This window comes from Halosimplex pelagicum (assembly GCF_013415905.1).
Lineage (GTDB): Archaea > Halobacteriota > Halobacteria > Halobacteriales > Haloarculaceae > Halosimplex > Halosimplex pelagicum.
Genome location: NZ_CP058909.1, coordinates 2,780,633 through 2,800,502 on the forward strand (window position 1 = coordinate 2,780,633; position 19,870 = coordinate 2,800,502).

Consider the following 19,870-nt stretch of genomic DNA (forward strand, 5'->3'; position numbering starts at 1 on the left):
GTGTGCCACGCACCGCTACTGCAGGTAGCCTTATCCCAGAAGCAGAGACTTACCGCGATATGGTGTTCGGAAACCAGAGCGAAACGACGGGTGACGAAACACGGGACGATCGTAACGCGGGCTTACCGGGCGGTTCGGGCGGGTTCGGGCGACGGTCGTTTCTGACGGCGGCTGCCGCGACGGCGGCGGCTCCGCTGGTCACGGGGAGCGGACAGGCCGCCCAGGCGTCGGGCGGTCGGCGCCGGATCGAGATCGACAGCACCGGTTCGAAGGCGGTGAACTACGAGTTCACCGCGACGGGCGCGGTCGAACCCGTCCGCGGCGACGCCGATGGCAACGACTCGATCACCGAGAACGGCGACGGCACCCGGACCGCGACCGGGTCGGTCGGCTCGTGGGGCCGCGATACCTACACGTTCGAGGGACGCATCACCGGCTTCTCGCCGACGAAGGGCGACTTCGAACTCCGCGTCGACGGGACGCGCGTCGACCCCTCGGCGGTCGCGAAGAAGAAGACGCTGAAGTCGCTGCCGGCGGCCAGCGGCGTGCTCGGCGGCGGGAAGGGCTACCCGGACGCGGTCCCGAAGTCGGCGGCCACCACGGTCGTCTCCGATATCGCAGGGCTCGAAACGGCGCTGAACGGGGCCTCCAGCGGCGACGTGGTCTACGTCGACCCGTCGGCGACGATCCAGGCCGGTAAGCGCGAGCTAACCGTTCCCTCGGGCGTGACGCTCGCCTCGAACCGCGGGGTCGGCGGCGCCAAGGGCGGGGAGATCCACGCCGGCGAGGTCCACGGCGAGGGCCCCATCCACACCGAGCACCAGGTTCGGATCACGGGCGTGCGGATCACCGCGCCGAACGACGAGTACACCGAGTACAGCCGCCCGGTCCACAGCGGCGTGGTCGTCGGGGGCAACGGCTGCGAGATCGACAACGTCGAGATCTCCGGGTTCACGTACTCGGGCGTGAAGTTGCTGCACTCGGCGCGGGTCCACCACTCGCACATCCACTCCAACCCGATGGACGGCCTCGGCTACGGGATCGTCTGCATCGGCGGCGGCAGCACCCTGATCGAGTACAACCGCTTCAACTACAACCGCCACTCCGTCGCGAACCAGGGCACCGCCGGCTACGAGGTCCGCTACAACCACTTCGGCGACAAGGCCGTCGCCTACCAGGTCGGCACCCATCGGCCGGGCGCGACCACGCTGAATATCCACCACAACACGTTCGTCCCGACCAAACACATCAACTCCGGGGAGGACCCCGAGTCGCACGTCAGCATCCGCGGCGTGCCCGACGACATCGCGGACATCCACCACAACTGGTTCCACAACCCGAAGAAGCCCGCACCGGGTCGGGGCACGGAGTCGATCATCCAGCCCCACTCGAACCAGTTCCGGAACGTGAACTTCGACACCAACCACTACGGCGCGAAGAAACCGTCCGACCCGACGATCGGCTGCCCGCGGTAACCGTTCGGAACACCGGGGTCACGCTGTCAGACACGCGGTCGCCGCCCTCTTCGGCCCTCCGCGGATTCTCCCCCTTCGCCGGGGATTCTTCGCCCTCCACCGGGACGGTCCGTTTCGACGCGATCCCGACCGGACGACCGCGGCGCCGCCCGCTACAGGTATCCCAGGTCTTCGAGCCGGCTGGTCATCCGCTGTTCGGCGCCCTCGGAGACCGAGGCCGTCTCGAGCTGGCGCTCGCGGGCGACGTGCTCGTCGACGATCCCGCGGAGCCGTTCGACCACCTCCGGGTTGTCGTCTGCGACGTTGTCCAGCTCCTTCGGGTCGGATTCGAGGTCGAACAGCTGGCACAGCTCGCGGTTGCGGCCCTGGACGTACTTCCAGCCGTCGTAGCGGACGCCGTCGAGCCACCGCTCGCGCTCGCCGGAGGCGCCCACGGCGCGGACGTGGGCCGGCCGGTGGTCGATCGACCCCGCGAGGAGGTCCTGACCGGTCACCTCGTCGGGCCGGTCGACGCCGGCCGCGTCGAGCAGCGTCGGGAAGATGTCGACCGACCGGACCTGGTCGGTCACGCGGCCCCCGCTCGGGACGCCCGGCCCGACGACGGCGAACGGGACCCTCGTGAGGAAGTCGTAGACGTGGTAGCCGTGGCCGATGCGGTGGAAGGCGTTGGGGAACTCGGTGGCGCTGGCCCGCCGCAGGGAGTTGTACCACTCCTCGGTCTCGATGCCCCGGGGCCGGAGGTACTGGTCGTACACGTCGCTGCGGACGTTGCGCGTGCGCTTGTCGGTGAACGGGATGGGGACCTGGTTGAAGCCGATGATCGACGCGCTGTGGCGCCAGGTGCCGTCGCGGAACGCCTCCCCGTGGTCGCCCGTGACCGCGACGATGGTCTCCGAGAGGTCGACGACCTCCAGCAGGCGCTGGAGCTTCTCGAAGACGCCGCGGACGGCCGCGTCGTAGTCGATCTCCTCGTCGTCGGCGTCCGGCGGGAGGTCCTTGTGGACGTGGGCCTCCCAGAGGTGGAGGTACCTGAACCACGGCCCCTCGGCCTCGTCGAGCTCCGCCCGGTACTCGTCGAACCAGTCGGTGTATACGGTGGTGTCGCGCTCGCGGTAGTCGTAGCGGTCGAAGCCGGCGTCGAGGTCGGTGTCCTCGGTGATCGGGCCGGTGACCGACGCCGAGGTGTCGTAGCCGGCGGCGGCGAACGCCTCGGCAAGTGTCGTCGCGTCGTCGGCCAGCGAGAAGTCCCGCAGCGAGAGGACGCCGTGGTCGGGCGGGTAGGTGCCGGTCATGTAGCTGGCGACGCAGGGCGTCGTCGACGACGCCGCGGCGACCATCGTGTCGAAGGCCGTTCCCTCGCGTTCGAGGAACTCGAAGAGGGGCTTGTCCGCCCCGTAGTCCCCGAACGCGAAGTCGCTCCGCAGCGCGTCGACACAGACGAACAGCACGTTGGGGCGCGCTCGATCCATACGCGGCCCGACCGGGCTCTCGCCATTAGCTATGATGGCCGTAACGCCCCGATACGGAGCGCTTACTCGCGAGTAACGGCCGTTTAACAAGGGGGAGCGCTCGCGGACGGGCGAGACGAATGACCTGTATCCGCGCGAGTCGGCCGGCGTCCTCCCGCCGGCTCGGTCCCGTCGGTCGGCCGTCCGGTGGGGACGGCCGACGCGCACGCGAGTTCGGTCGGAGAGCGTCGAGCGGACCCCCCGTCGCCGGTCGGACGGCGCCGAGGGGCGGCCACCGAGTGTACGGACCGGGCCGACGGCCCGGCGCGACGGCCGGATCGTAGCCCATGGACCTGCGAGACTCCATCCTGAAACTGTTCTCCGGCAGTATCGTCCTCGCGCTGGTCGAGTTCGCCGCGATCGCCTGGTTCACGCAGACGCTCGGCACCGGCCCAATGGGGTCGTTTTTCGTCTTCCAGGCGGTCGTCGGGATGCTCGGCATCCCGATCGACCTGGGCATCTCCAAGGCCGCGGAGAAGCAGCTCTCCTCGACGGGGGCGACCGGCGAGATCCTCGCGACCGGCGTCCTCACGAAAGCGCTGTTGATGCTGCCGTGGATCGGCGCGCTCGTCCTGTTGACCCCTCACGTCGAGTCGTACGTCGGCGTCGCCGGCGTCGTGCCGCTGGTCGTCCTCGGGCTGGTGGCGGCCCAGAGCCGCGGGCTGACCCTGCGGCTGCTCGCCGGGCAGATGCGCGTCGACAAGAACGCCGCGCTGAAAGTCCTCGGCAAGATCACCTGGGTGGCGGTCGGCGTCGCGCTCGTCGAGCAGGGGTGGGGCGCGAAGGGGCTCATCGTCGCCTACATCGCCGGGCGGTTCGCGACGGCGCTGGGCGCGCTCGTTCGGATGGACCTCTCGGTCGCGCTCCCGAGCATCTCGCGGGCGCGGAGCCTCGTCGACTTCGGCCGGTACGTCTTCATCGGGAACGTCGGCGGCTTCGTCTACCAGTGGATGGACGTGGCGATCCTCCGGCTGTTCGTCGGGGTCGACCTCGTCGGCGCCTACGAGATCGCCTGGCGCGTCGCCAGCGTCGCGATGATGCTCACCGAGGCGATCCGCACCTCCCTGTTCCCGCAGATCTCCCAGTGGCACGCCGAGGACCGCATCGACCGGATCGAGTCGGCCTTCGAGCAGTGGCTGCAGATCCCGCTGTACCTGACGATCCCGGCGTTCGCCGGCGCTGTCGTCCTCGGCCGGGAGATCCTGGGGACGCTGTTCGGCGCCGAGACCGTCGTCGCCTACCCGGTCCTGATCGTCTTCATGACCGAGAAGATCCTGCGGTCGGTCCAGCTCGTGTTGGGCCCGTCGCTGTTCGCGATGGACAAGCCCAGTCTGGGCTACCGGGGGAGCATGGCGGCCATCGTGACGAACCTCGTCCTCAACCTCGCGCTGGTGCCGCAGTTCGGCATCCTCGGTGCGGCCGTCGCGACGACGTGCTCGGCGGCGACCGCCGCGGTCGTCTCGGTCACCTACGTCACCCGCTTCGTCGACGTGGTCGTCCCGTGGGGGCGGATCGCCTGGAGCGTCGCGGCGGCGGCGATCATGGGACTCGCCGTCTACGCTCTCCAGCCGTACCTCCCGGCCGGCCCGCAGCGCGTCGCCGGAGGCGTCGCGGCGGGCGTCGCCGTCTACGCGCTCCTGTTGCTCGCCCACGAGGGGATCCGCCTGGAGATGCGCACCGCCATCGAAGACGTGACCGGGTCGTGGTCCTGACTGCGTCGTCGCCCGCTCCGCGAGATCGCCGGCGGCACCGGCGTTATACGCTCTATTCGGCCCCGTCGGTACGCCCGCGAACGCACGCGTGCGGCGTTAGTCCCGGTGATCGGGGGCGTAGTCGCATCATTACAATGGACGAACCGTGGAACGATAGGGGTGTGAACGGGCTCGACAGCACAGCACAGCCGAGGGGTTCGAACCAGCCGGCCGGCCGGGACGGCGCCGTCCGGTCGCCGGCCGCATCGGCGTCCGCGTCGCGGGGGTCGCGACGGACGGTGGTCCGATAGATGGTCCGAACGCTTCAGCTGGTCACGTCGCGCAGACCGTTTTTCGAACAGCAGGTCGAGGTACTGGAGCGAAACGGCGTCACCTGTACCGTCGTCCCGGTCCCCGGCGGGTCCCGCGAGCGGTCGCTGGCGGAGTACGCCCGCTTCTACGCCCGCGTGCTCAGGGCCGCCCGCGGCCCGGACATCGACCTGGTCCACGCCAACTACGGCCTGACCGCGCCGGCGGCGCTGGCTCAGCCGGTGCGGCCGGTCGTCCTCTCGCTGTGGGGGTCGGACCTGCTGGGCCGCTACGGGACCGTCAGCGAGCAGTGCGCCCGCTTCGCCGACGAAGTGGTCGTCATGTCCCCGGAGATGGCGGGCGCGCTGGACCGCGACTCGACGGTCGTCCCCCACGGGATCGACACCGACCGGTTCGCCCCCCAGCCCCGCGAGGAGGCCGTCGCCGCCGTCGGCTGGGACGGCGACGCCACGCACGTCCTCTTCCCGTACGACACCGGGCGAACCGAGAAGAACTACCCCCGCGCCGAGCGAGTCGTCGAGCGAGCGCGCGAGGCGGTCGAGGGACCGCTCGAACTCCACGCGGTCTCGGGCGTCCCCCACGAGGAGGTGCCGACGTACATGAACGCCGCCGACGCCATGCTGTTGACCTCCGACCGCGAGGGGTCGCCCAACGCCGTCAAGGAGGCCCTGTCGTGTAACCTGCCCGTCGTCGCGACGCCGGTCGGCGACGTGCCCGATCTGCTCGACGGCGTCGACTGCTCGGCCGTCGCAGACACCGACGCCGCGCTGGCCGAGGCGCTGGCCGAGGCGATCGCGCCGACGACCGAGCCGAACGGTCGCGAGCGAGCCCGCGAGTTCGGCCTCGAACGCATGGGCGAGGACCTGCTCTCCGTCTACGAGCGGGCCCTCGACGGGGAGGTGAGCGCCGCGTGAACCGGCACCCGACGACCTGGCTGTCGGACACCCGCTTCGACGTCGCGGTCGCCGCAGTCGGCCTCGTCCTCGCGGTGGGCATGCTTCCGATGGCCGTGCTGACCTCGTCGCTGTACGTCCGGACGGTGCCGGTCGTCGTCGGCGCGGCCTGCGGTCTCTACCTGTTCTCGGTGCGGCGGGAGGGCGCCGCCGAGCGGCGACAGCCGACGCTCGACGCCAGCGGCGTCGCTGCGGCCGAGTTGACCGGGATCGCGCTGATCGGGATCGCGACCTGGGCGGCGCTGGCCGGGACGCGAACGCTCGGGATCCTCCTCGCGAGCGGCGCCGTGGGCGCGTTCGTTCTGCTGCAGACCGTCTTCCTGAGCGAGGACGCGCTCGACCGGCGGCTCGTGCTCGCGCAGGTGCTGGCCCACGCGTTCGTCGTCAGGTTCACCGGCCTGTTCACGACGCCTGGCTTCGTCGGCGTCGACAGCTGGGAACACGTCACCCAGTACGCCGCGGCCGTCGGGGCCGCCGACTCGCTCGGGCCGCTGGCCGGTGCGAAGTACCTCTTCGCCCCGTTCCACCACCTGATCACGGTCGTCGGCTCGGACCTGCTCGGCGTCTCGTTGCGGCTCTCGCTGTATCTCGTCGTCGGGAGCACGGTCGCGCTCTCGGTGCTGCTCGTCTACGGGACCGCCCGTTACTTCGTCGACGCCCGCTGGGCGCTGTTCGCGACCGGCGCGTTCGCGATGACCGACCAGGCGATCCGCTGGGGCATGCACATCATCCCGACGAGCCTCGGGCTCGTCTTCTTCCTCGGGGTCGTCTTCGCGGTCGCGCGCCTGCTCCACGCCGAGACCGGCTACGCCGACTGGGCGCTCCTGGCCGGGTCGATCGTCGCGGTGACGCTCACCCACCAGGTGTCGGCGTTCGTCTCGCTGGTGTTCGTCGGGTCGGCCGTGGTCGCCCAGCTCGTCGTCGGCCACGTCGGCTGGGCGACCCCCGCCGGGCTCGCGGGCTCGATGAGCCTCGGCGCCGAGTCGGGCGACCCGATCACCGACGGCGCCTCGCGGACCTCGCCGGGGGTCGTCGGCCTCCACTGGGCGTTCGCCTTCCACCTCCTGTTCACGGGAGCGATCTGGGCGATCACGCCCTGGGGCGGCGAGCCGTTCCTCACGCGGATGGTCGGACTGCTCGCGCTGACGCTGCGGACCTCCGCCGGGTTCCTGAACCTCGCCGGGAGCGAGAGCGGCGGTGGCGCCGCCGCCGCGGCAGCGACCGTCGGCACCGACACGGCGTCGCCGCTGATGACCCGTCTTGCGACCTACGTCGACGCCGTCGGGTTCCTCGTGTTGCTGTTCGCGGCGGTCCTGGGCGGGCTCGCGCTGGTCCGACGCCACCGCTCGCCGCAGGCGTCGCACACGCTCGTCGTCGCCATCGGCGCGATGCTCTTTTTCTCGCTGGGCCTGCCGCTGTTCGGGATCCGCACGTTCCTCCCCGGCCGGTGGTTCGCGTTCGCCTACGCGCTGATGGCCGTCGTCGGCGCCGCCGGCCTGCGCTACCTCGGGACGCAGTTCTCGGCCCGCGCGGCGGCCGCCGTGCTGGTCGTGCTCATGCTGGTCTTCCCGTTCGCGATGGTCGCCGGCAAGAAGGCGACGCTCGACGACCCGACCTTCGACGAGCAGTGGTCCCAGTACGCCTACTCCGAGTCGGAGATCGCCGCCATGGGGACCATCGGGGAGACGACGCCCGCCAGCGTCGAGACGGTCTTCACCGACCACCCCTGGCGGACCGCGTTCAAGAGCAGCGGCGCGCACTTCAGCGACACAATCAACCTCACCCGCGTCGACGGGACGGACCCACCGTACGACCGGGTGGTCTACCGCGACTACCAGTCGACCGGCGCACCGATGTTCACCGCCGCCGGCGGCGCCGTGGTGACCCGGCAAGTCGACCGCGACCAGATCTGTCCCGTCGGGAGCAACCGGGTCTACGAGAACCAGAACGCGGAGCTGTGTACCCGACCGGGGGCCTGACACCATGAGCTACGAGTCACCACCACGTCTCGGCGGGTTCGCCGACCTCGCGCTGGTCGTCGTCCTCGTCGCCGTCTTCGACGTCGTCGTCGCGCTGTCGATCGATATCGCCGCCCTGCGCGTCGCGCTGGGGCTCCCCGTCGTCCTGCTGGCGCCGGGGTACGCGGTCGTCGCCGCGCTGTACCCCCGCGGCGAGGGCCGGACAGACCTCCAGCGGCCGCGCGCGACCGCCTCGCCCGCGGGCGACACGTCCGTCGACGCGATCAGTCCGTTCGTCCGCGCCGGCCTGACGGTCGCCGCGAGCGTCGCCGTCGTCGCGACCGTCGCGCTGGCCGTCAACGCGAGCCCGTGGGCCATCCGCCCGCTTCCGACCCTCGCGGCGCTCACCGTCGCGACGCTGGCCGCCGTCGCCGCCGCGGCCTACCGGCGGAGTCGGGTTCCCGCGCGCCTGCGCTACGCCCCGTCGACGGGGCTGGGGTCGGCCGCTCGCGTCTTCCGCCCCCGCCTCTCGGCGACGTTCGTGCTCGCGCTCCTGCTGGTCGCCAGCGCCGTCGGTGCCAGCGCCGTCCTCGCGACGACCGACACGAACCAGGCTGGCACCGACGAGCAGTTCACCGAGTTCGCCGCGCTGACCCAGAACGCCACCGGCGAGTACGTCACCGCCAACTACACCGGCGCCGTCGCCGCCGACCGCCCGATCTACGTCGAGGTGATCAACGGCGAGGGCGAGCGCACCGACTACACCGTCGTCCTCGTCCGCGAGACGGTCGAGCGGCGGGACAACGTGACCGTCGTCCGCTCGGCGACCGAACGGGTCCGCGAGGACCTCTCGCTGCGCGACGGCGCGATCCGGTATCTTGAGTTCGACCCCGAACCGGCCGCCGGCGACGCGCCGAGTCGCCTGCGCGCGTACCTCTACCGCGGCGACGCGCCCGAGGTCCCCTCCCGCGCGTCGGCCTACCGCTCGCTGCAGGTCTGGTACACCGACGACCCGATCGCGGAGGCGACCGCCGCCGCGAACGCCACTGACGACGACGAGACCGCCGCAGGGAACGCCACTGCCGCCCTCGCCGCCGGCGACTGACCACGCCGTTCGCCCCGCCAAACACCCGATTTCGGTCCCCGACGACCGCTTCCGTTCCCCGTTTCCGACGATCGGCCTCGTCTCTCAGTCGCCGGCCGCCTCGGCGGGGTCGACGACCTCACCCGTCGCCGGCGAGACGCCCACCTGGTCGCACAGGTCCGCGAGCGGGCAGGCCTCGGGGTCGTCGAGACAGGCCGGTTTCCGCGCCGAGCAGTACTCGCGGCCGAACTGGATCGTCGCGGTGTGGCCGAAACCGCACTTCTCCGCGGGGACCGACGCCTCCAGCGCCTCGCGGACGCCCTCGTGGTCGGCGTCGGCGGGGGCCAGCCCCATCCGCCGGGCGATGCGGTGGACGTGCGTGTCGACGGGGAAGACCCCGCCGCGACCGCCCGAGAACAACAGGACGCAGTCGGCCGTCTTCGGGCCGACGCCGTTCATGTCCAGCAGCGTCTCGCGGACCTCCCCCGGCTCGCCGGTCTCGACGAACTCGTCGAAGCCGTCGGCGCCGCCGTACTCCTCGCAGATCCGGTCGGCGAGCGCGATCATCCGTTCGGACTTCTGATTGTACAGCCCCGCCGAGGAGATGGTCTCGGCGAGGGTCGCCTGGTCGGCGGCCGCGAGCGACTCGGCGAGGTCGTCGCCGGCCGCGGCGCCCGCCGCCTCGCCACCTGGACCGTACCGGTCCATCAGCGCGTCGTGGGCCGGCTGGCTCGCCACGTCGGAGGTGTTCTGGCTCAAGATCGTGCGAACGAGACACTCGAAGGCGTCGCGCCCGCCGTACGCCTTCTGCCAGTAGATGTCGCCGAGCCGGTCGACGACGGCCTCGGCGCGAGTCTCCGCGTCGCCGGGCTCGAAGGCGGCGGCCTCGCCGCCGCCCGCCGCGCCGCCGCTGATGTTCTCCGCGGGTTCCGGGTCCCCGTCCGTCCCGTCCGCGTCGGCCGCTCCGTCACTCATGGCAGTTCGTCAGGGCTCGACTCCCATAATCGTCCCGCGTCTCGCGTTCGGTCGGTCAGGCCGGGTCGACTCGCAACGTCAGGGTCGCGTCGGCGCCGTCGGCCAGCGCGGCGACCAGTTCGCGGTCCACGTCGGCCGCGGCGCCGGAGGCTCCGACCAGCACGGTCCGGTCGTCGACGTAGTCGCTCGTCCGGATCACGTGGCTGCGCTCGTTCTCGAAGGAGAAGTCGGGGTGGCCGCGGCCCGTCACCTCGTGGACGTGGCCCCCAGCCTCGATCGTCGCCGTGATCGTCGCGCCGTGGGCCTGGCAGGCGTCGACGAACGCGTCGTCGAAGTCGGCGGGGACGCGGTCGGCCTCGACGGCGAGGATACAGTCGCCCGCGGGCGTGAGGAAGTCGTCGCTGGTGAACTCCAGCGTGCTGACGTGCTCGGCGGTGACGTTCTCGTGCCCGCGGGCGCGGACGACCTCGGCGAGTCTCTCGGCGTCGTCGCTCATGTGGGTGGGTTCGGACGCCGCTACTTCAGGCAGTCGAAGTCAGCCCGCTCGGGAGGGGTCACTCGCTGGGCGCGGCGACGGTGACCGTGACGTGCCCGCACGCGCACTCGTAGGCGCGGCGCTCGCCGCCCTCGGTCCGGAAGACGAGCATGCAGTCGCCGTCGGTGAGCTTCCGCGAGCAGTTCGCCGCCTCGCACCGGCAGGCTATCTCGCTCAACATACCACGGCGTTCGAGCCGGAGACATATCAACCCGAGCCGTACCCTGAGTGAAAGTATAATCGCAAGATTGCGGAGGGGTACCCGTCCCCGTACGGCGGTCTCGTGAGCGAAAGTGAAACGGGGTCGACTGCGACCGAGGGAGCGACGGCCGGCGGCTCGCCGACCGTCCGACGTAACTGATATACCACCGGGGGACGCGGACGTTGGTATGCCGAGCAAGTGGAGCGGTGCGGCGGTCGACCCCGGCGGCGGCAAGCCGACGCCCGGCGAGTGGCAGTCGGTCGAGGTCCCCGGCCGGCCGGCCGCGTTCGCCGGCGAGGACCGGGTCGCCTACCGGACCGTCTTCGACGACCCGCGCGACCCCGACGACGACCTGGGGCTGCTGGAGCTACGCGGGTGCTACGCGGGTGCGGAAGTCTGGCTCAACGACGAACTGGTCGCCGAGTCCGACGCCGTCTTCGAGCCGCTCAAGGTTCCCTTCGAGCCCGAGGCCGAGAACGAACTCGTCGTCGAGTGCCGGGCGCCCGAGGACCGATTCGGCGGCATTCACGACACCGATCGGGTCCCGGACGAGCGGTCGGTCCCGGGGATCTGGTGGGGCGTCGACGTGACGGGGCAGCCCGACCCGTTCGTCGTCGACGTGGACCTGCGGCCGCGCGCGACCGAGGAGGGAGCGACCATCGACGCGGCCGTCGAGGTGTACGCGGGCGAGTCGCTGGACGACCGGTTGACGCTCACGACCAAACCCGCCGGCGACCGGCGCGGTCGCGGGATGATGGACCGCGCGAGCGTCTCGGCGGCGGCCGGCGAGCGGGCGGTCGTCGAGAAGTCGATCGACGTGCGGGACCCGTCGCTGTGGTGGCCCCGCGGGATGGGGCGCCAGCACCGCTACGAGGTGCGCGCGAAGCTCGACGAGGCCGCGCGGACGAGCGCGACCGGCATCGCGACCGTCGAGGGGACCGACGAGGGCGGCCTGCGCGTCAACGGCGAGGACGTGCCCGTCCGCGGGGTCGCACTGACGGACGCGGCCGTCGCCGACGCCGAACGGGCGGTCGAGGTGAACGCGAACCTCGTGCGCGCGCACGCTCATGCGTTGCCCGAAGCGATGTACGACGCCTGCGACGAGGCGGGTCTGCTCGTCTGGCAGGACCTGCCGCTGACCGGCCCGGGCGTGTTCGACATCGCGCGCGGGGAGGAGGTGGCCGAGCGGCTGGTCGACACTTACGCCCACCACCCGAGCCTCGCGGCGGTGGGCGTCCACGACGAGCCCACCGATACGTTCGCCGAGCGCGTCGGCTCGGGGCTGGTCGACCGGCTGCGCTTCCGCTATCGCGTCTGGCGGAGCGACTACGACCGCGGCGCCGCCGAGGAAGTCGCCGAGGCCGTCCCCGACGGCGTCGCGGTGTATCCGGTGGTCGGCGAGCCCGGCACCGACCCCGACGCGGCGGCGCTGTACCCCGGGTGGGACTACGGCGGCGTCGACGACCTCGACTGGGTGCGCGACCGCTACGACCTGGACGGGGCGGTCGGCGAGTTCGGCGCGGGGTCGCTCCCCGAGGGCGTCGACCCGGCCGGGGCGGACGACGACGGCGGCCCGGATCTGGCGGGGTTCGACCGGTCGAAACACGACGCCGTCGTCGGCAGCGACGACCCGGAGGCCTCGCAGGCCTACCAGGCGGAACTGGTTCGGGGGGTCGCCGAGCGGCTGCGGACCGACGGCGCACCGGTCGTCGTCGCGAACGCGCTCCGGGACGCCGGCGACGCCGGGATGGGCGTCTACGCCCGCGACGGGACGCCGAAGGAAGCGGTCGACAGCCTCGCGGCGGCGTTCGAGCCGGTCCAGGCGTTCCTCGTGGGCGCCTCGGCCGGCGAGTGCGACGTGGTCGTCGCCAACGACGCCCCCGAGGCCATCTCGGGGACGGTCCGCTGGGAGGCCAGCGGGGAGTCCGGCGAGGTCGAAGCCACCGTCGACGCGGGCGCGCGGTCCGTCGTCGGGACCATCGACGTGCCGAGCGCCGCCTCGTCGGTCGACCTCGCGCTCCGGGTCGGCGACGCGAGCGTCGAGAACGTCTACCGTTTATAAGCCTCGGCTACCGTGTGGTAAGTCCTGACGTGGCGATATCGGGGCCGTGGGAGTGTGAAACAGGAACACGACCCACCGGAATATTTAAATCAGGGGAGGCACAACGACGAAGTACCAGAACGTCTCCGGCGTTCCGGCTGTATCGCACTTCGACCAGCATGACAGGACACCCTTGTTGTCGGCGTCAGCCACTTCGTAGCGGTGGCCCTGTCTCTCGCCGGAGCGGGTATGGCATAGAGGTACAATTATGGCAGACTCGATAGACGAATCCAAGAACGTATCGGTGACAGACGACGACCTCGAGAACAAATCCAAGGGCGAGCTCATCAAGCTCGCCGGGCAGCTGCGAGATCGACGAAACGATCTCAACCAGATGGCCTCCGAGCGCGCCTCCGAGCGCGACGACCTGAACGCGAAGACTCGCGAGAAGGTCGACGAGGCCCAGGAGCACCGCGAGCAGCGCGACGAGCTCAACCAGCAGGTCCAGGAGCACAAGGAGAAGCGCAACGAGCTCAACGCCGAGGCCAACGAGCTGTTCGACGAGGTCGAGGACCAGCGCGACGAGCTCGAGCTCGACGAGGGCAAGGACATCGAGCAGCTCGAAGACGAGATCGAGGACCTGGAGTTCAAACAGCAGACCGAGGTCCTCTCGGCCGAGGACGAGCGCGAACTCATCGAGAAGATCGAGGAGAAGCGCGAGAAGCTCGCCGAGAAGAAGGAGAAGCTCAACCAGGGCGGCGACCTCGAGGAGATCAAGGAGGAAGCCGAGGAGATCCGCTCCGAGGCCTCCAAGCACCACCAGAAGGTGACCGAGCTGGCCGACGAGGCTCAGGAGCACCACAACCAGATGATCGAGGCCTACCGCGAGGCCGACGACATCCGCGACGAGGCCGACGAGATGCACGAGAAGTTCGTGGAGGCCCAGGAAGCGGCCGACCAGCACCACGAGGACTTCGTGCGCGTCCAGAAGCGCCTGCGCGAGCTCGACAAGAAAGAAGAGGAGGAGGAGCGCGAGGCCCGCCAGGAGAAGGAGGAGGCCGCCCGCGAGGAGGCCGAGGAGATCTACCAGAAGTTCAAGGAAGGCGAGACCCTCGACACCGAGGACCTGATGAAGCTCCAGAAGACGGGGCTGCTCTAACGCCGGACGGCGATCTTTCTGCGTTTTCCGCCGCCGCGTAGCCGTCGCTCCGCACGGGGACGGTCGCCGTCGCTCTGCGGTGCGCTCGCCGGCGGCGGTCGGGCCCGTTCACTGCGCCCCGCGACTTTTTCCCCGCGGCCCGCGAGAACGTCCACATGGTTCGGGGTGCGGACGACGACGGGGGCGGTCCCGAGCGGTCGCGCCGGCGGGTGCTCCGGCGGGGGCTCGCGGTCGGTGCGGGCGCGCTGAGCGGCTGTTCGCTCTTCGGAGACGCGTCCGACGGCGGGGCGAACGTCACGTCCGCTCCGACCGACGACGCGGCGACCGACACTCCCGTCGAGTCGACCAGCGGGGAGACGGGTCGGGGGGACGCAGCCGAGCGGACACCGACGGGGGCGGCGCCGACGGAGACGCGAACGGTGACGCTCGCGCGGACGGACGGGTGGCCGGTGGTCCAGGCCGACGACGCACACACGGGATGGCGGCCCGACGGGACGGGCCCCGACTTCGGAGCGGGACCGTCGGTCGAGCCCGTGTGGTCGGCCGACATCGGCGGCGCGGTCCGCGGGTCGGTCACGGTGGCCGGGGCGAGCGCGTACGTCGGGAGCGAAGCGGGAACGGTGACCGCGCTGTCCGTCTCGGGACCCGGGGCGTCGGGAGCGGGCGCTCGCGCGACACCGGACGACGCGGCCGGGAACGAGCGCTGGACCCACGAGACTGGAGCCGCGGTGCGCGCGACGCCGACGGTCGCCGACGGCGTCGTCTACTGCGGCGACGAGGGCGGGGCGCTGACGGCGCTGGACGCGAGCGACGGGCGCGAGCGGTGGTCGTTCGCGGCCGCGGGCGACCGCGCCGGGCCGTCGGCAGTGCGGAGCGGGCCGGTCGTCGCGGACGGTATCGCTTACCTCGGCGCGACGGACGGCCGGATCTACGCCGTCGACGTCGCCGACGGGAGCGAGCGCTGGCGGTTCGACGCGGGCGGATTCCTCGGCGTCGTCGCGCCGGTCGCGCTGGCGGACGGACGGGTGTTCGCCGGGAGTTACGCCGGGCGTCTCCACGCCGTGGACGCCGACACCGGGCGGGAGGCGTGGCACTACACCGGACCGGGGCGGATCCGGACGTGGTCCGGGCCGACGGTCACCGACGGCGTCGTCTACGCGGGCGCCAGCCCGGGCGGTATCGCCGCCGTCGACGCGTTCGACGGGACCGAGCGCTGGTTCCGGGAGACCGACGAGCCCGTCTTCTCCTCGCCCGCCGTGGCGGACACCCTCTACGTCGGGACGGACGGCGGGTCGGTGCTGGCGCTCGATACCGTCGACGGGAGCGAACGCTGGCGCCACGAAGTCGACGGTCCCGTGAAATCCTCGCCGGCGGTCGTCGACGGCCGCGTCTACGTCGGCACGGACGGCGGGTCGGTGCTGGCGCTCGATACCGCCGACGGGAGCGAGCGCTGGCGAGTCGCCCTCGGCGGCCGCGTGACGAGCTCCCCCGCGGTCGTCGACGGCCGCGTCTTCGTCGGCGACGCGACGGGGACCGCCTACGCGCTCGGTGCGGCCGGGCGCTGAGATGGGCCGGGCGCTGAGGTGTCCCGGACGCGACCGAACGGTGAGATGTCCCGGGCGCGACCGATTAGTCGGGCCGGAACCGCTCCAGCACCGGAATCTCGTCGACCCGCTCGTCGGAAAGCGCCGTCCAGTCGATGCCGTCCGGTCGCTCGAACGGCGGATCGGTCCGGACCGTCCGCTCGGGGGTGACGACGACGTCGACGGGCACGTCGTGGGCGTCGGGGTCGATCCCCTCGCGGACCTGCGACTCGTGGACGGTCGTGACGACTGTCGTCTCGGCGTCGACGAGGCCGAGTTCGGAGAGGACGGCGAACTCGAGGTCGCTGTAGCCCTCTCCCTTGCCGACGCGGGCGCCCGACGGCGAGACGGCGACGCTCTCGACGAGGACGAGGTCGACCCGACCCACCGCGTCGGGGCCGACCTGTTCGGCGTGGTCGGCGACGCCGGAGACGGTGGCGGCGGCGTCCGGATCGGCGAGTTCGCCGGGGTCGAGGCGGTAGAAACAGCGTTCGTCTCGCAGGCGCGGGACGGCCATGAAGACGGTCTTGCCGGCGGCGAGGGCGGCCCGGCGGGCCGGCAGCTGGGGGGCGTCGGGGTTGGCCTTGAGCCGCTCGGCTTCGCTCCACTCGGGCAGGTCGGCCAGTCGTTCGGCGGCCCGGTCGGCGCCGGCGAAGTTGGGGATGCGGCCGTGGGGCGGGAAGGGGAAGCGGGCTTCACCGCTGTCTTCGAGGTGGTCCCAGACGGACTGGCGGAGGGACTCCTTGTCGAGGCTCATCGCGTCTCGGTCAGAGCACGTCGGAGGCGGCGGTGTCGGTGTCGACGTCGGTGGACACGTCGATGCGCTGGATCAGCCGGACCAGGTCGGCCAGCTGCGGGAACGTGTAGACGGTGACCTCCACGTCGGCGTCGCTGGCGACGATGTGGGAGTCGACGACGAAGGCGATCTCCTCGTCGGGCCAGCCGCCCATCTCGTCGACGATGTCGCTGGCGGGGCCGAAGACGAACGAGGGCGTGGACATGTCGATGGTCGTGTCGAGGACGTTCGCCCAGCCGTCGATGAAGCCGCTGGTCATGATGTTGCCGATCTCCTGCATGGCCGACCGCTCCATGTCGGTGAAGAAACCGTCTTCGGCCTCCCCGCTGCCCATGTCTCCGACCATCCCCCGGGCGAGCCGCTTGCTCCCCTCGGGTTCGAGCATGAACAGGATGTAGCCGTAGGGCGCTTCCGTGAGTTCGACGTAGATACCGACCTGCTCGTGCTCGCCGAGGTGAGTGCGCACGTCGGCCATGTCGAGGAAGTTGATCTTCGAGACCTCGATCTCGGTGTGGAGGCCCGAAAGTTGGTTGAGATGCTCGGAGACGGTGGTGGCTCCCTCCTTGGCCATGTCGTTGAAAAGCTCCAGTTTCCGCACGTCGACCTCGTAATCCATACGCCTCGGTGGGACTGGACCACCGTAAACGTGCTGGCGGCCAGGCCGGCCGACGAACGGCGTTGGGGGCCTCCGTCGGGATCCGGGGCGGCTATCGGCGAGGACCCGACGAACCCCGCCGGAGTAGGAACGGGACAGGTGGCTTGGGGCGGCGCCTACGGACGGCTTCGGCGGCGGCTTCGATCCGGTAGTTCCTCGATACCGGGGGAGAGAGCGCATAAGCGACGTATACTCTTGGGCGTGTCGGCCGCGGTAGCAAACGGCGGGTGGGAGGTTCGATCGCCCCCGGTGACCGACCAACCCGTCGCAACTCCACACATGCCGCTCGTCACGACCGATCCGACCGCCATCGATTCGTCGGCCCTCGACGAGTACCTCGGCACCGTCCCGGGTTCCGTGTCCGACCTGGAACTACTGCTGTGGGTACTCGTCTGCTGGGCGCTGGTGCTCGATATCGTCCTCACTGCGTACGGCCTCTCGATCGGTCTCGTCGAGCGCAATCCGCTTATGAGACAGGCGCTCGAGACGTTCGGCCTGGCGGCGCTCGGCCTCGCGAAGGCCGGCGCCGTCGCCGTCGCGCTCGTCTTCCGCTTTCTCTGGCCCGAGTACGCGATCGTCGCGCCGCTGGGCCTCGCCGTTCCCTGGGTGCTCGCCGTCCTCGCCAACGCCGCGCTCCTGGCGTCGCTGTGACACCGTCTCGCGACCGCCGTCGACCACGCGAGTGTGGCCCGAAACGATCCTTTTTTGACAGCCTGCTACGACGTGGCGAACGCACGATCCACCCCTCTGGGTGGGGGGTGGCGTGCGGTGGGTACGATGCGCGGCACACCACTGACGAGTGTAGACAGATCGCGGGGGATCGGCGACCGGCTCGGTCTCGCGGCCGACGACCGGGTCGTCGAGGGAGCGCTGTGGGCAGTCGTCGTCGCGTCGGTGACACTCGACGTGTTCACCACGTGGCTGGGACTGTCGATGGGGCTCTCGGAGGGCAATCCGGTGATGCGCTGGGCCATCGGCGGCCTGGGGATCGCCGCGCTCGGCGCGGCGAAGCTCCTGGTCGTCTGCGGCGCCGGCGCACTCCGGACGCTCCGCCCCCGATACGGGACGGCCATCGCACTGGGGCTCGCGCTCCCGTGGACGGTGACCGTCCTCGTCAACGCGGTCGCACTCGCGACCGTCTGACCGCCTGCGAGCGTGTCCGAACGCCCGGGACGGCCGTGGGATCCGTCCCGGCGGCTCCCCCAACTCTCCACAGGCGGACACGCCGCTGGTCCGGTCGCGTTTCGACGCGTCGCTACTCCTCGGGTCGCTTCTCCGCCAGCACCGTCCGGTCGAACTCGCAGACCAGCGTGTCCGCGCCGTCCTCGACGCGGTACGCCTCGACGTGCATCGTCACGACGCCGCGCTCGCCGTCGCTCGTCTCGCGCTTGTCGGTCACCGTCGATTCGACCCGGATCGTGTCCCCGTGGAAGACCGGGGCGGGGTGCTCCACGTCATCGTAGGCGAGGTTCGCGACGATGGTCCCGTCGGTCGTCTCCGGGATCGACAGCCCGACCGCGAGGCTCAGCGTGTAGAGGCCGTTGACGACGCGCTCGCCGAACTCCGTCTCCGCGGCGAACGCCGCGTCCAGATGCAGCGGCTGCTGGTTCATCGTCAGGTCGCAGAAGCGCTGGTTGTCCGACTCCGATATCGTGCGGCGCTTGTCGTGAGCGATCGTCTCGCCCACGTCGAACGCCTCGTAGTAGCGCCCGGGCATGGCTCGACGGTCGGTTCGGCGGCGGTTAACCGTTGGCCCGTCGCGTGGGGGTTCACCTCCGCCGGGCGCGCGGTCGAGACACGCGCGGCTGGCGAGCGCGAGCGTTCGGACGGACGAGAGAGACCCGGTGGCGGACGGGCCTCTACGCCGTCGCGTGGAAGGGTCTGTGGGTGGTGAGGCCCGCGAAGCGGGCAACGACCGATTCCGGCGGGGCCCGGTAAGTGCTTTTTCGTTCGGATCGGGCGTGTACGGACCGCGAACGCCCACGCTCCGAGCGACCGTGGGTTCAAACGTCCGCCGCTCCGAGTCGGGAGCATGCCACGCCGGAGCGTCCTGTTCTCGCCGGGGGACCGGCCCGAACTGCTGCGGAACGCACCGACTACCGGCGCCGATACCGTCGTCTTCGACCTCGAAGACGCGGTCGCGCCGGAACGGAAGACGGAGGCCGGCGCGGCCGTGAGGGAGGCTCTCGCGGCCCTCGACACCGACTGCGAGGTGTGCGTGCGCGTCCGACCGCCGGGTCGGGGCGCGGCCGCCGACCTCGACGCGGTGCTCGACGGCGACGCGCGGGCCGGACTCGACGCGCTCGTCCTGCCGAAGGCCGAGTCGGCCGACGACGTGACCGATCTGGCGGATCTGGCGGCCGAGCGCGACGCCGACCTGCCGGTCCTGGCGCTGGTCGAGACCGCCGCGGGGGTCCTGCACGCCGAGGCGATCGCTGCGGCCGAGCCGACGGCCGCGCTGGTCTTCGGCGCCGAGGACCTGGCGGCCGACATCGGGGCGACCCGGACCGAGGAGGGGACGGAGGTCCTCCACGCGCGCGAGCACGTCGTCCTCGCGGCGGCCGCCGCGGGGGTCGACGCCGTCGACACGCTCTACACCGACTTCGAGGACGAGGCCGGCCTGCGCGCGGACACCGAGTTCGCGCTCGAACTCGGCTACGACGGGAAGTTGGCGATCCACCCCTCGCAGGTCGGACCGATCAACGAGACGTTCACGCCGGACCCCGACCGGGTGGAGTGGGCCGAGCGGGTACTGGCGGCCCGCGACGAGGCCGACGCGGAGGGACGGGGCGTGTTCGCCGTCGACGGCGAGATGGTCGACGCGCCGCTGGTCACGCAGGCCGAGCGGGTGCTGGAGCGCGCGCGGGCCGCCGGCGTCCGCGAGTGAGCGGCCGGCCGGACCGGCTGTCCAGCGGCCGAATCCTT

At 71.2% G+C, this 19,870-nt stretch carries 18 protein-coding genes; 11 read left to right on the forward strand and 7 right to left on the reverse strand.

Annotation, left to right across the window (positions count from 1 at the left end):
* The first annotated feature begins 59 nt into the window (after positions 1–59).
* A complete protein-coding gene (locus tag HZS54_RS13915; RefSeq protein WP_179917720.1) occupies positions 60–1,475 on the forward strand; it encodes a right-handed parallel beta-helix repeat-containing protein in 1,416 nt (471 codons plus the stop codon).
* 152 nt (positions 1,476–1,627) lie between these two features.
* Here HZS54_RS13915 and HZS54_RS13920 read toward each other — a convergent pair whose 3' ends face one another.
* On the reverse strand, positions 1,628–2,944 hold the full coding sequence (locus HZS54_RS13920; protein ID WP_179917721.1) for a sulfatase family protein: 1,317 nt from the start codon (positions 2,942–2,944) through the stop codon (positions 1,628–1,630).
* Positions 2,945–3,270: 326 nt separating this feature from the next.
* On the opposite strand from HZS54_RS13920, the gene HZS54_RS13925 reads away from it, so the two are divergent.
* The 4 genes from HZS54_RS13925 (at position 3,271) to HZS54_RS13940 (ending at position 9,020) form a co-directional block, all read left to right on the forward strand.
* Positions 3,271–4,695, forward strand: a complete 1,425-nt coding sequence (locus HZS54_RS13925) for an oligosaccharide flippase family protein (RefSeq protein ID WP_179917722.1) — start codon at positions 3,271–3,273, stop codon at positions 4,693–4,695.
* A gap of 290 nt (positions 4,696–4,985) precedes the next feature.
* The gene (locus tag HZS54_RS13930) at positions 4,986–5,918 is read left to right on the forward strand and encodes a glycosyltransferase (RefSeq protein WP_179917723.1); all 933 of its coding nucleotides are present in this window, start codon (positions 4,986–4,988) and stop codon (positions 5,916–5,918) included.
* Positions 5,915–7,936 carry a hypothetical protein gene (locus HZS54_RS13935; RefSeq protein WP_179917724.1) on the forward strand — a complete coding sequence of 674 codons (2,022 nt, stop codon included), beginning with the start codon at positions 5,915–5,917 and terminating at the stop codon, positions 7,934–7,936. The genes HZS54_RS13930 and HZS54_RS13935 overlap by 4 nt, the downstream gene beginning before the upstream one ends.
* Positions 7,937–7,940: 4 nt before the next feature.
* Positions 7,941–9,020 (forward strand): DUF1616 domain-containing protein, encoded by a 1,080-nt coding sequence (locus HZS54_RS13940; RefSeq protein ID WP_179917725.1) that lies wholly within the window; start codon positions 7,941–7,943, stop codon positions 9,018–9,020.
* Between the two features lie 84 nt (positions 9,021–9,104).
* On the opposite strand, the gene HZS54_RS13945 is transcribed toward HZS54_RS13940, so the two are convergent.
* From HZS54_RS13945 to HZS54_RS13955, 3 genes are read right to left on the reverse strand one after another with little or no spacing between them, the layout of a single operon-like run.
* Positions 9,105–9,974 carry an endonuclease III domain-containing protein gene (locus HZS54_RS13945; protein ID WP_179917726.1) on the reverse strand — a complete coding sequence of 290 codons (870 nt, stop codon included), beginning with the start codon at positions 9,972–9,974 and terminating at the stop codon, positions 9,105–9,107.
* Positions 9,975–10,029: 55 nt separating this feature from the next.
* Positions 10,030–10,470: a DUF371 domain-containing protein gene (locus HZS54_RS13950; protein WP_179917727.1), complete on the reverse strand. Its 441-nt coding sequence runs from the start codon at positions 10,468–10,470 to the stop codon at positions 10,030–10,032.
* A 58-nt stretch (positions 10,471–10,528) separates the two neighbouring features.
* Positions 10,529–10,690 (reverse strand): hypothetical protein, encoded by a 162-nt coding sequence (locus HZS54_RS13955; protein ID WP_179917728.1) that lies wholly within the window; start codon positions 10,688–10,690, stop codon positions 10,529–10,531.
* Positions 10,691–10,898: 208 nt separating this feature from the next.
* Here HZS54_RS13955 and HZS54_RS13960 point away from each other — a divergent pair, with 208 nt between their 5' ends.
* The 3 genes from HZS54_RS13960 (at position 10,899) to HZS54_RS13970 (ending at position 15,476) form a co-directional block, all read left to right on the forward strand.
* Positions 10,899–12,773 carry a glycoside hydrolase family 2 protein gene (locus tag HZS54_RS13960; protein ID WP_179917729.1) on the forward strand — a complete coding sequence of 625 codons (1,875 nt, stop codon included), beginning with the start codon at positions 10,899–10,901 and terminating at the stop codon, positions 12,771–12,773.
* A gap of 247 nt (positions 12,774–13,020) precedes the next feature.
* Positions 13,021–13,911: a coiled-coil protein gene (locus HZS54_RS13965; protein WP_179917730.1), complete on the forward strand. Its 891-nt coding sequence runs from the start codon at positions 13,021–13,023 to the stop codon at positions 13,909–13,911.
* Between the two features lie 155 nt (positions 13,912–14,066).
* Complete coding sequence (locus HZS54_RS13970) at positions 14,067–15,476, forward strand: outer membrane protein assembly factor BamB family protein (protein WP_179917731.1); 1,410 nt, start codon at positions 14,067–14,069, stop codon at positions 15,474–15,476.
* A gap of 64 nt (positions 15,477–15,540) precedes the next feature.
* On the opposite strand, the gene HZS54_RS13975 is transcribed toward HZS54_RS13970, so the two are convergent.
* Both HZS54_RS13975 and HZS54_RS13980 read right to left on the reverse strand, forming a co-directional pair.
* The gene (locus HZS54_RS13975) at positions 15,541–16,251 is read right to left on the reverse strand and encodes a 5-formyltetrahydrofolate cyclo-ligase (protein ID WP_179917732.1); all 711 of its coding nucleotides are present in this window, start codon (positions 16,249–16,251) and stop codon (positions 15,541–15,543) included.
* 10 nt (positions 16,252–16,261) lie between these two features.
* Complete coding sequence (locus tag HZS54_RS13980; protein ID WP_179917733.1) at positions 16,262–16,906, reverse strand: chemotaxis protein CheC; 645 nt, start codon at positions 16,904–16,906, stop codon at positions 16,262–16,264.
* A gap of 288 nt (positions 16,907–17,194) precedes the next feature.
* Between HZS54_RS13980 and HZS54_RS13985 the strand changes: the two genes are divergently transcribed.
* Entirely contained in the window at positions 17,195–17,596 is a 402-nt protein-coding gene (locus HZS54_RS13985; RefSeq protein WP_246391652.1) for a DUF5658 family protein, read from the forward strand.
* Positions 17,597–17,722: 126 nt separating this feature from the next.
* Complete coding sequence (locus tag HZS54_RS13990) at positions 17,723–18,088, forward strand: DUF5658 family protein (RefSeq protein WP_179917734.1); 366 nt, start codon at positions 17,723–17,725, stop codon at positions 18,086–18,088.
* A gap of 112 nt (positions 18,089–18,200) precedes the next feature.
* Here HZS54_RS13990 and HZS54_RS13995 read toward each other — a convergent pair whose 3' ends face one another.
* Positions 18,201–18,662, reverse strand: coding sequence for a MaoC family dehydratase (locus tag HZS54_RS13995; protein ID WP_179917735.1), 462 nt, complete (start codon positions 18,660–18,662; stop codon positions 18,201–18,203).
* A gap of 315 nt (positions 18,663–18,977) precedes the next feature.
* On the opposite strand from HZS54_RS13995, the gene HZS54_RS14000 reads away from it, so the two are divergent.
* Positions 18,978–19,832 (forward strand): HpcH/HpaI aldolase/citrate lyase family protein, encoded by an 855-nt coding sequence (locus tag HZS54_RS14000; RefSeq protein WP_179917736.1) that lies wholly within the window; start codon positions 18,978–18,980, stop codon positions 19,830–19,832.
* Positions 19,833–19,870 lie beyond the last annotated feature (38 nt).

Bases quoted from the DNA above. Each gene is read 5' to 3' on its own strand.
- HZS54_RS13965 (WP_179917730.1), top strand. From the start codon at position 13,021: ATGGCAGACTCGATAGACGAATCCAAGAACGTATCGGTGACAGACGAC.
- HZS54_RS13945 (WP_179917726.1), bottom strand. From the start codon at position 9,974: ATGAGTGACGGAGCGGCCGACGCGGACGGGACGGACGGGGACCCGGAA.
- HZS54_RS13940 (WP_179917725.1), top strand. From the start codon at position 7,941: ATGAGCTACGAGTCACCACCACGTCTCGGCGGGTTCGCCGACCTCGCG.
- HZS54_RS13925 (WP_179917722.1), top strand. From the start codon at position 3,271: ATGGACCTGCGAGACTCCATCCTGAAACTGTTCTCCGGCAGTATCGTC.
- HZS54_RS13915 (WP_179917720.1), top strand. From the start codon at position 60: ATGGTGTTCGGAAACCAGAGCGAAACGACGGGTGACGAAACACGGGAC.
- HZS54_RS13975 (WP_179917732.1), bottom strand. From the start codon at position 16,251: ATGAGCCTCGACAAGGAGTCCCTCCGCCAGTCCGTCTGGGACCACCTC.
- HZS54_RS14000 (WP_179917736.1), top strand. From the start codon at position 18,978: ATGCCACGCCGGAGCGTCCTGTTCTCGCCGGGGGACCGGCCCGAACTG.
- HZS54_RS13920 (WP_179917721.1), bottom strand. From the start codon at position 2,944: ATGGATCGAGCGCGCCCCAACGTGCTGTTCGTCTGTGTCGACGCGCTG.
- HZS54_RS13980 (WP_179917733.1), bottom strand. From the start codon at position 16,906: ATGGATTACGAGGTCGACGTGCGGAAACTGGAGCTTTTCAACGACATG.
- HZS54_RS13930 (WP_179917723.1), top strand. From the start codon at position 4,986: ATGGTCCGAACGCTTCAGCTGGTCACGTCGCGCAGACCGTTTTTCGAA.
- HZS54_RS13995 (WP_179917735.1), bottom strand. From the start codon at position 18,662: ATGCCCGGGCGCTACTACGAGGCGTTCGACGTGGGCGAGACGATCGCT.
- HZS54_RS13955 (WP_179917728.1), bottom strand. From the start codon at position 10,690: ATGTTGAGCGAGATAGCCTGCCGGTGCGAGGCGGCGAACTGCTCGCGG.
- HZS54_RS13950 (WP_179917727.1), bottom strand. From the start codon at position 10,470: ATGAGCGACGACGCCGAGAGACTCGCCGAGGTCGTCCGCGCCCGCGGG.
- HZS54_RS13990 (WP_179917734.1), top strand. From the start codon at position 17,723: ATGCGCGGCACACCACTGACGAGTGTAGACAGATCGCGGGGGATCGGC.
- HZS54_RS13970 (WP_179917731.1), top strand. From the start codon at position 14,067: ATGGTTCGGGGTGCGGACGACGACGGGGGCGGTCCCGAGCGGTCGCGC.
- HZS54_RS13960 (WP_179917729.1), top strand. From the start codon at position 10,899: ATGCCGAGCAAGTGGAGCGGTGCGGCGGTCGACCCCGGCGGCGGCAAG.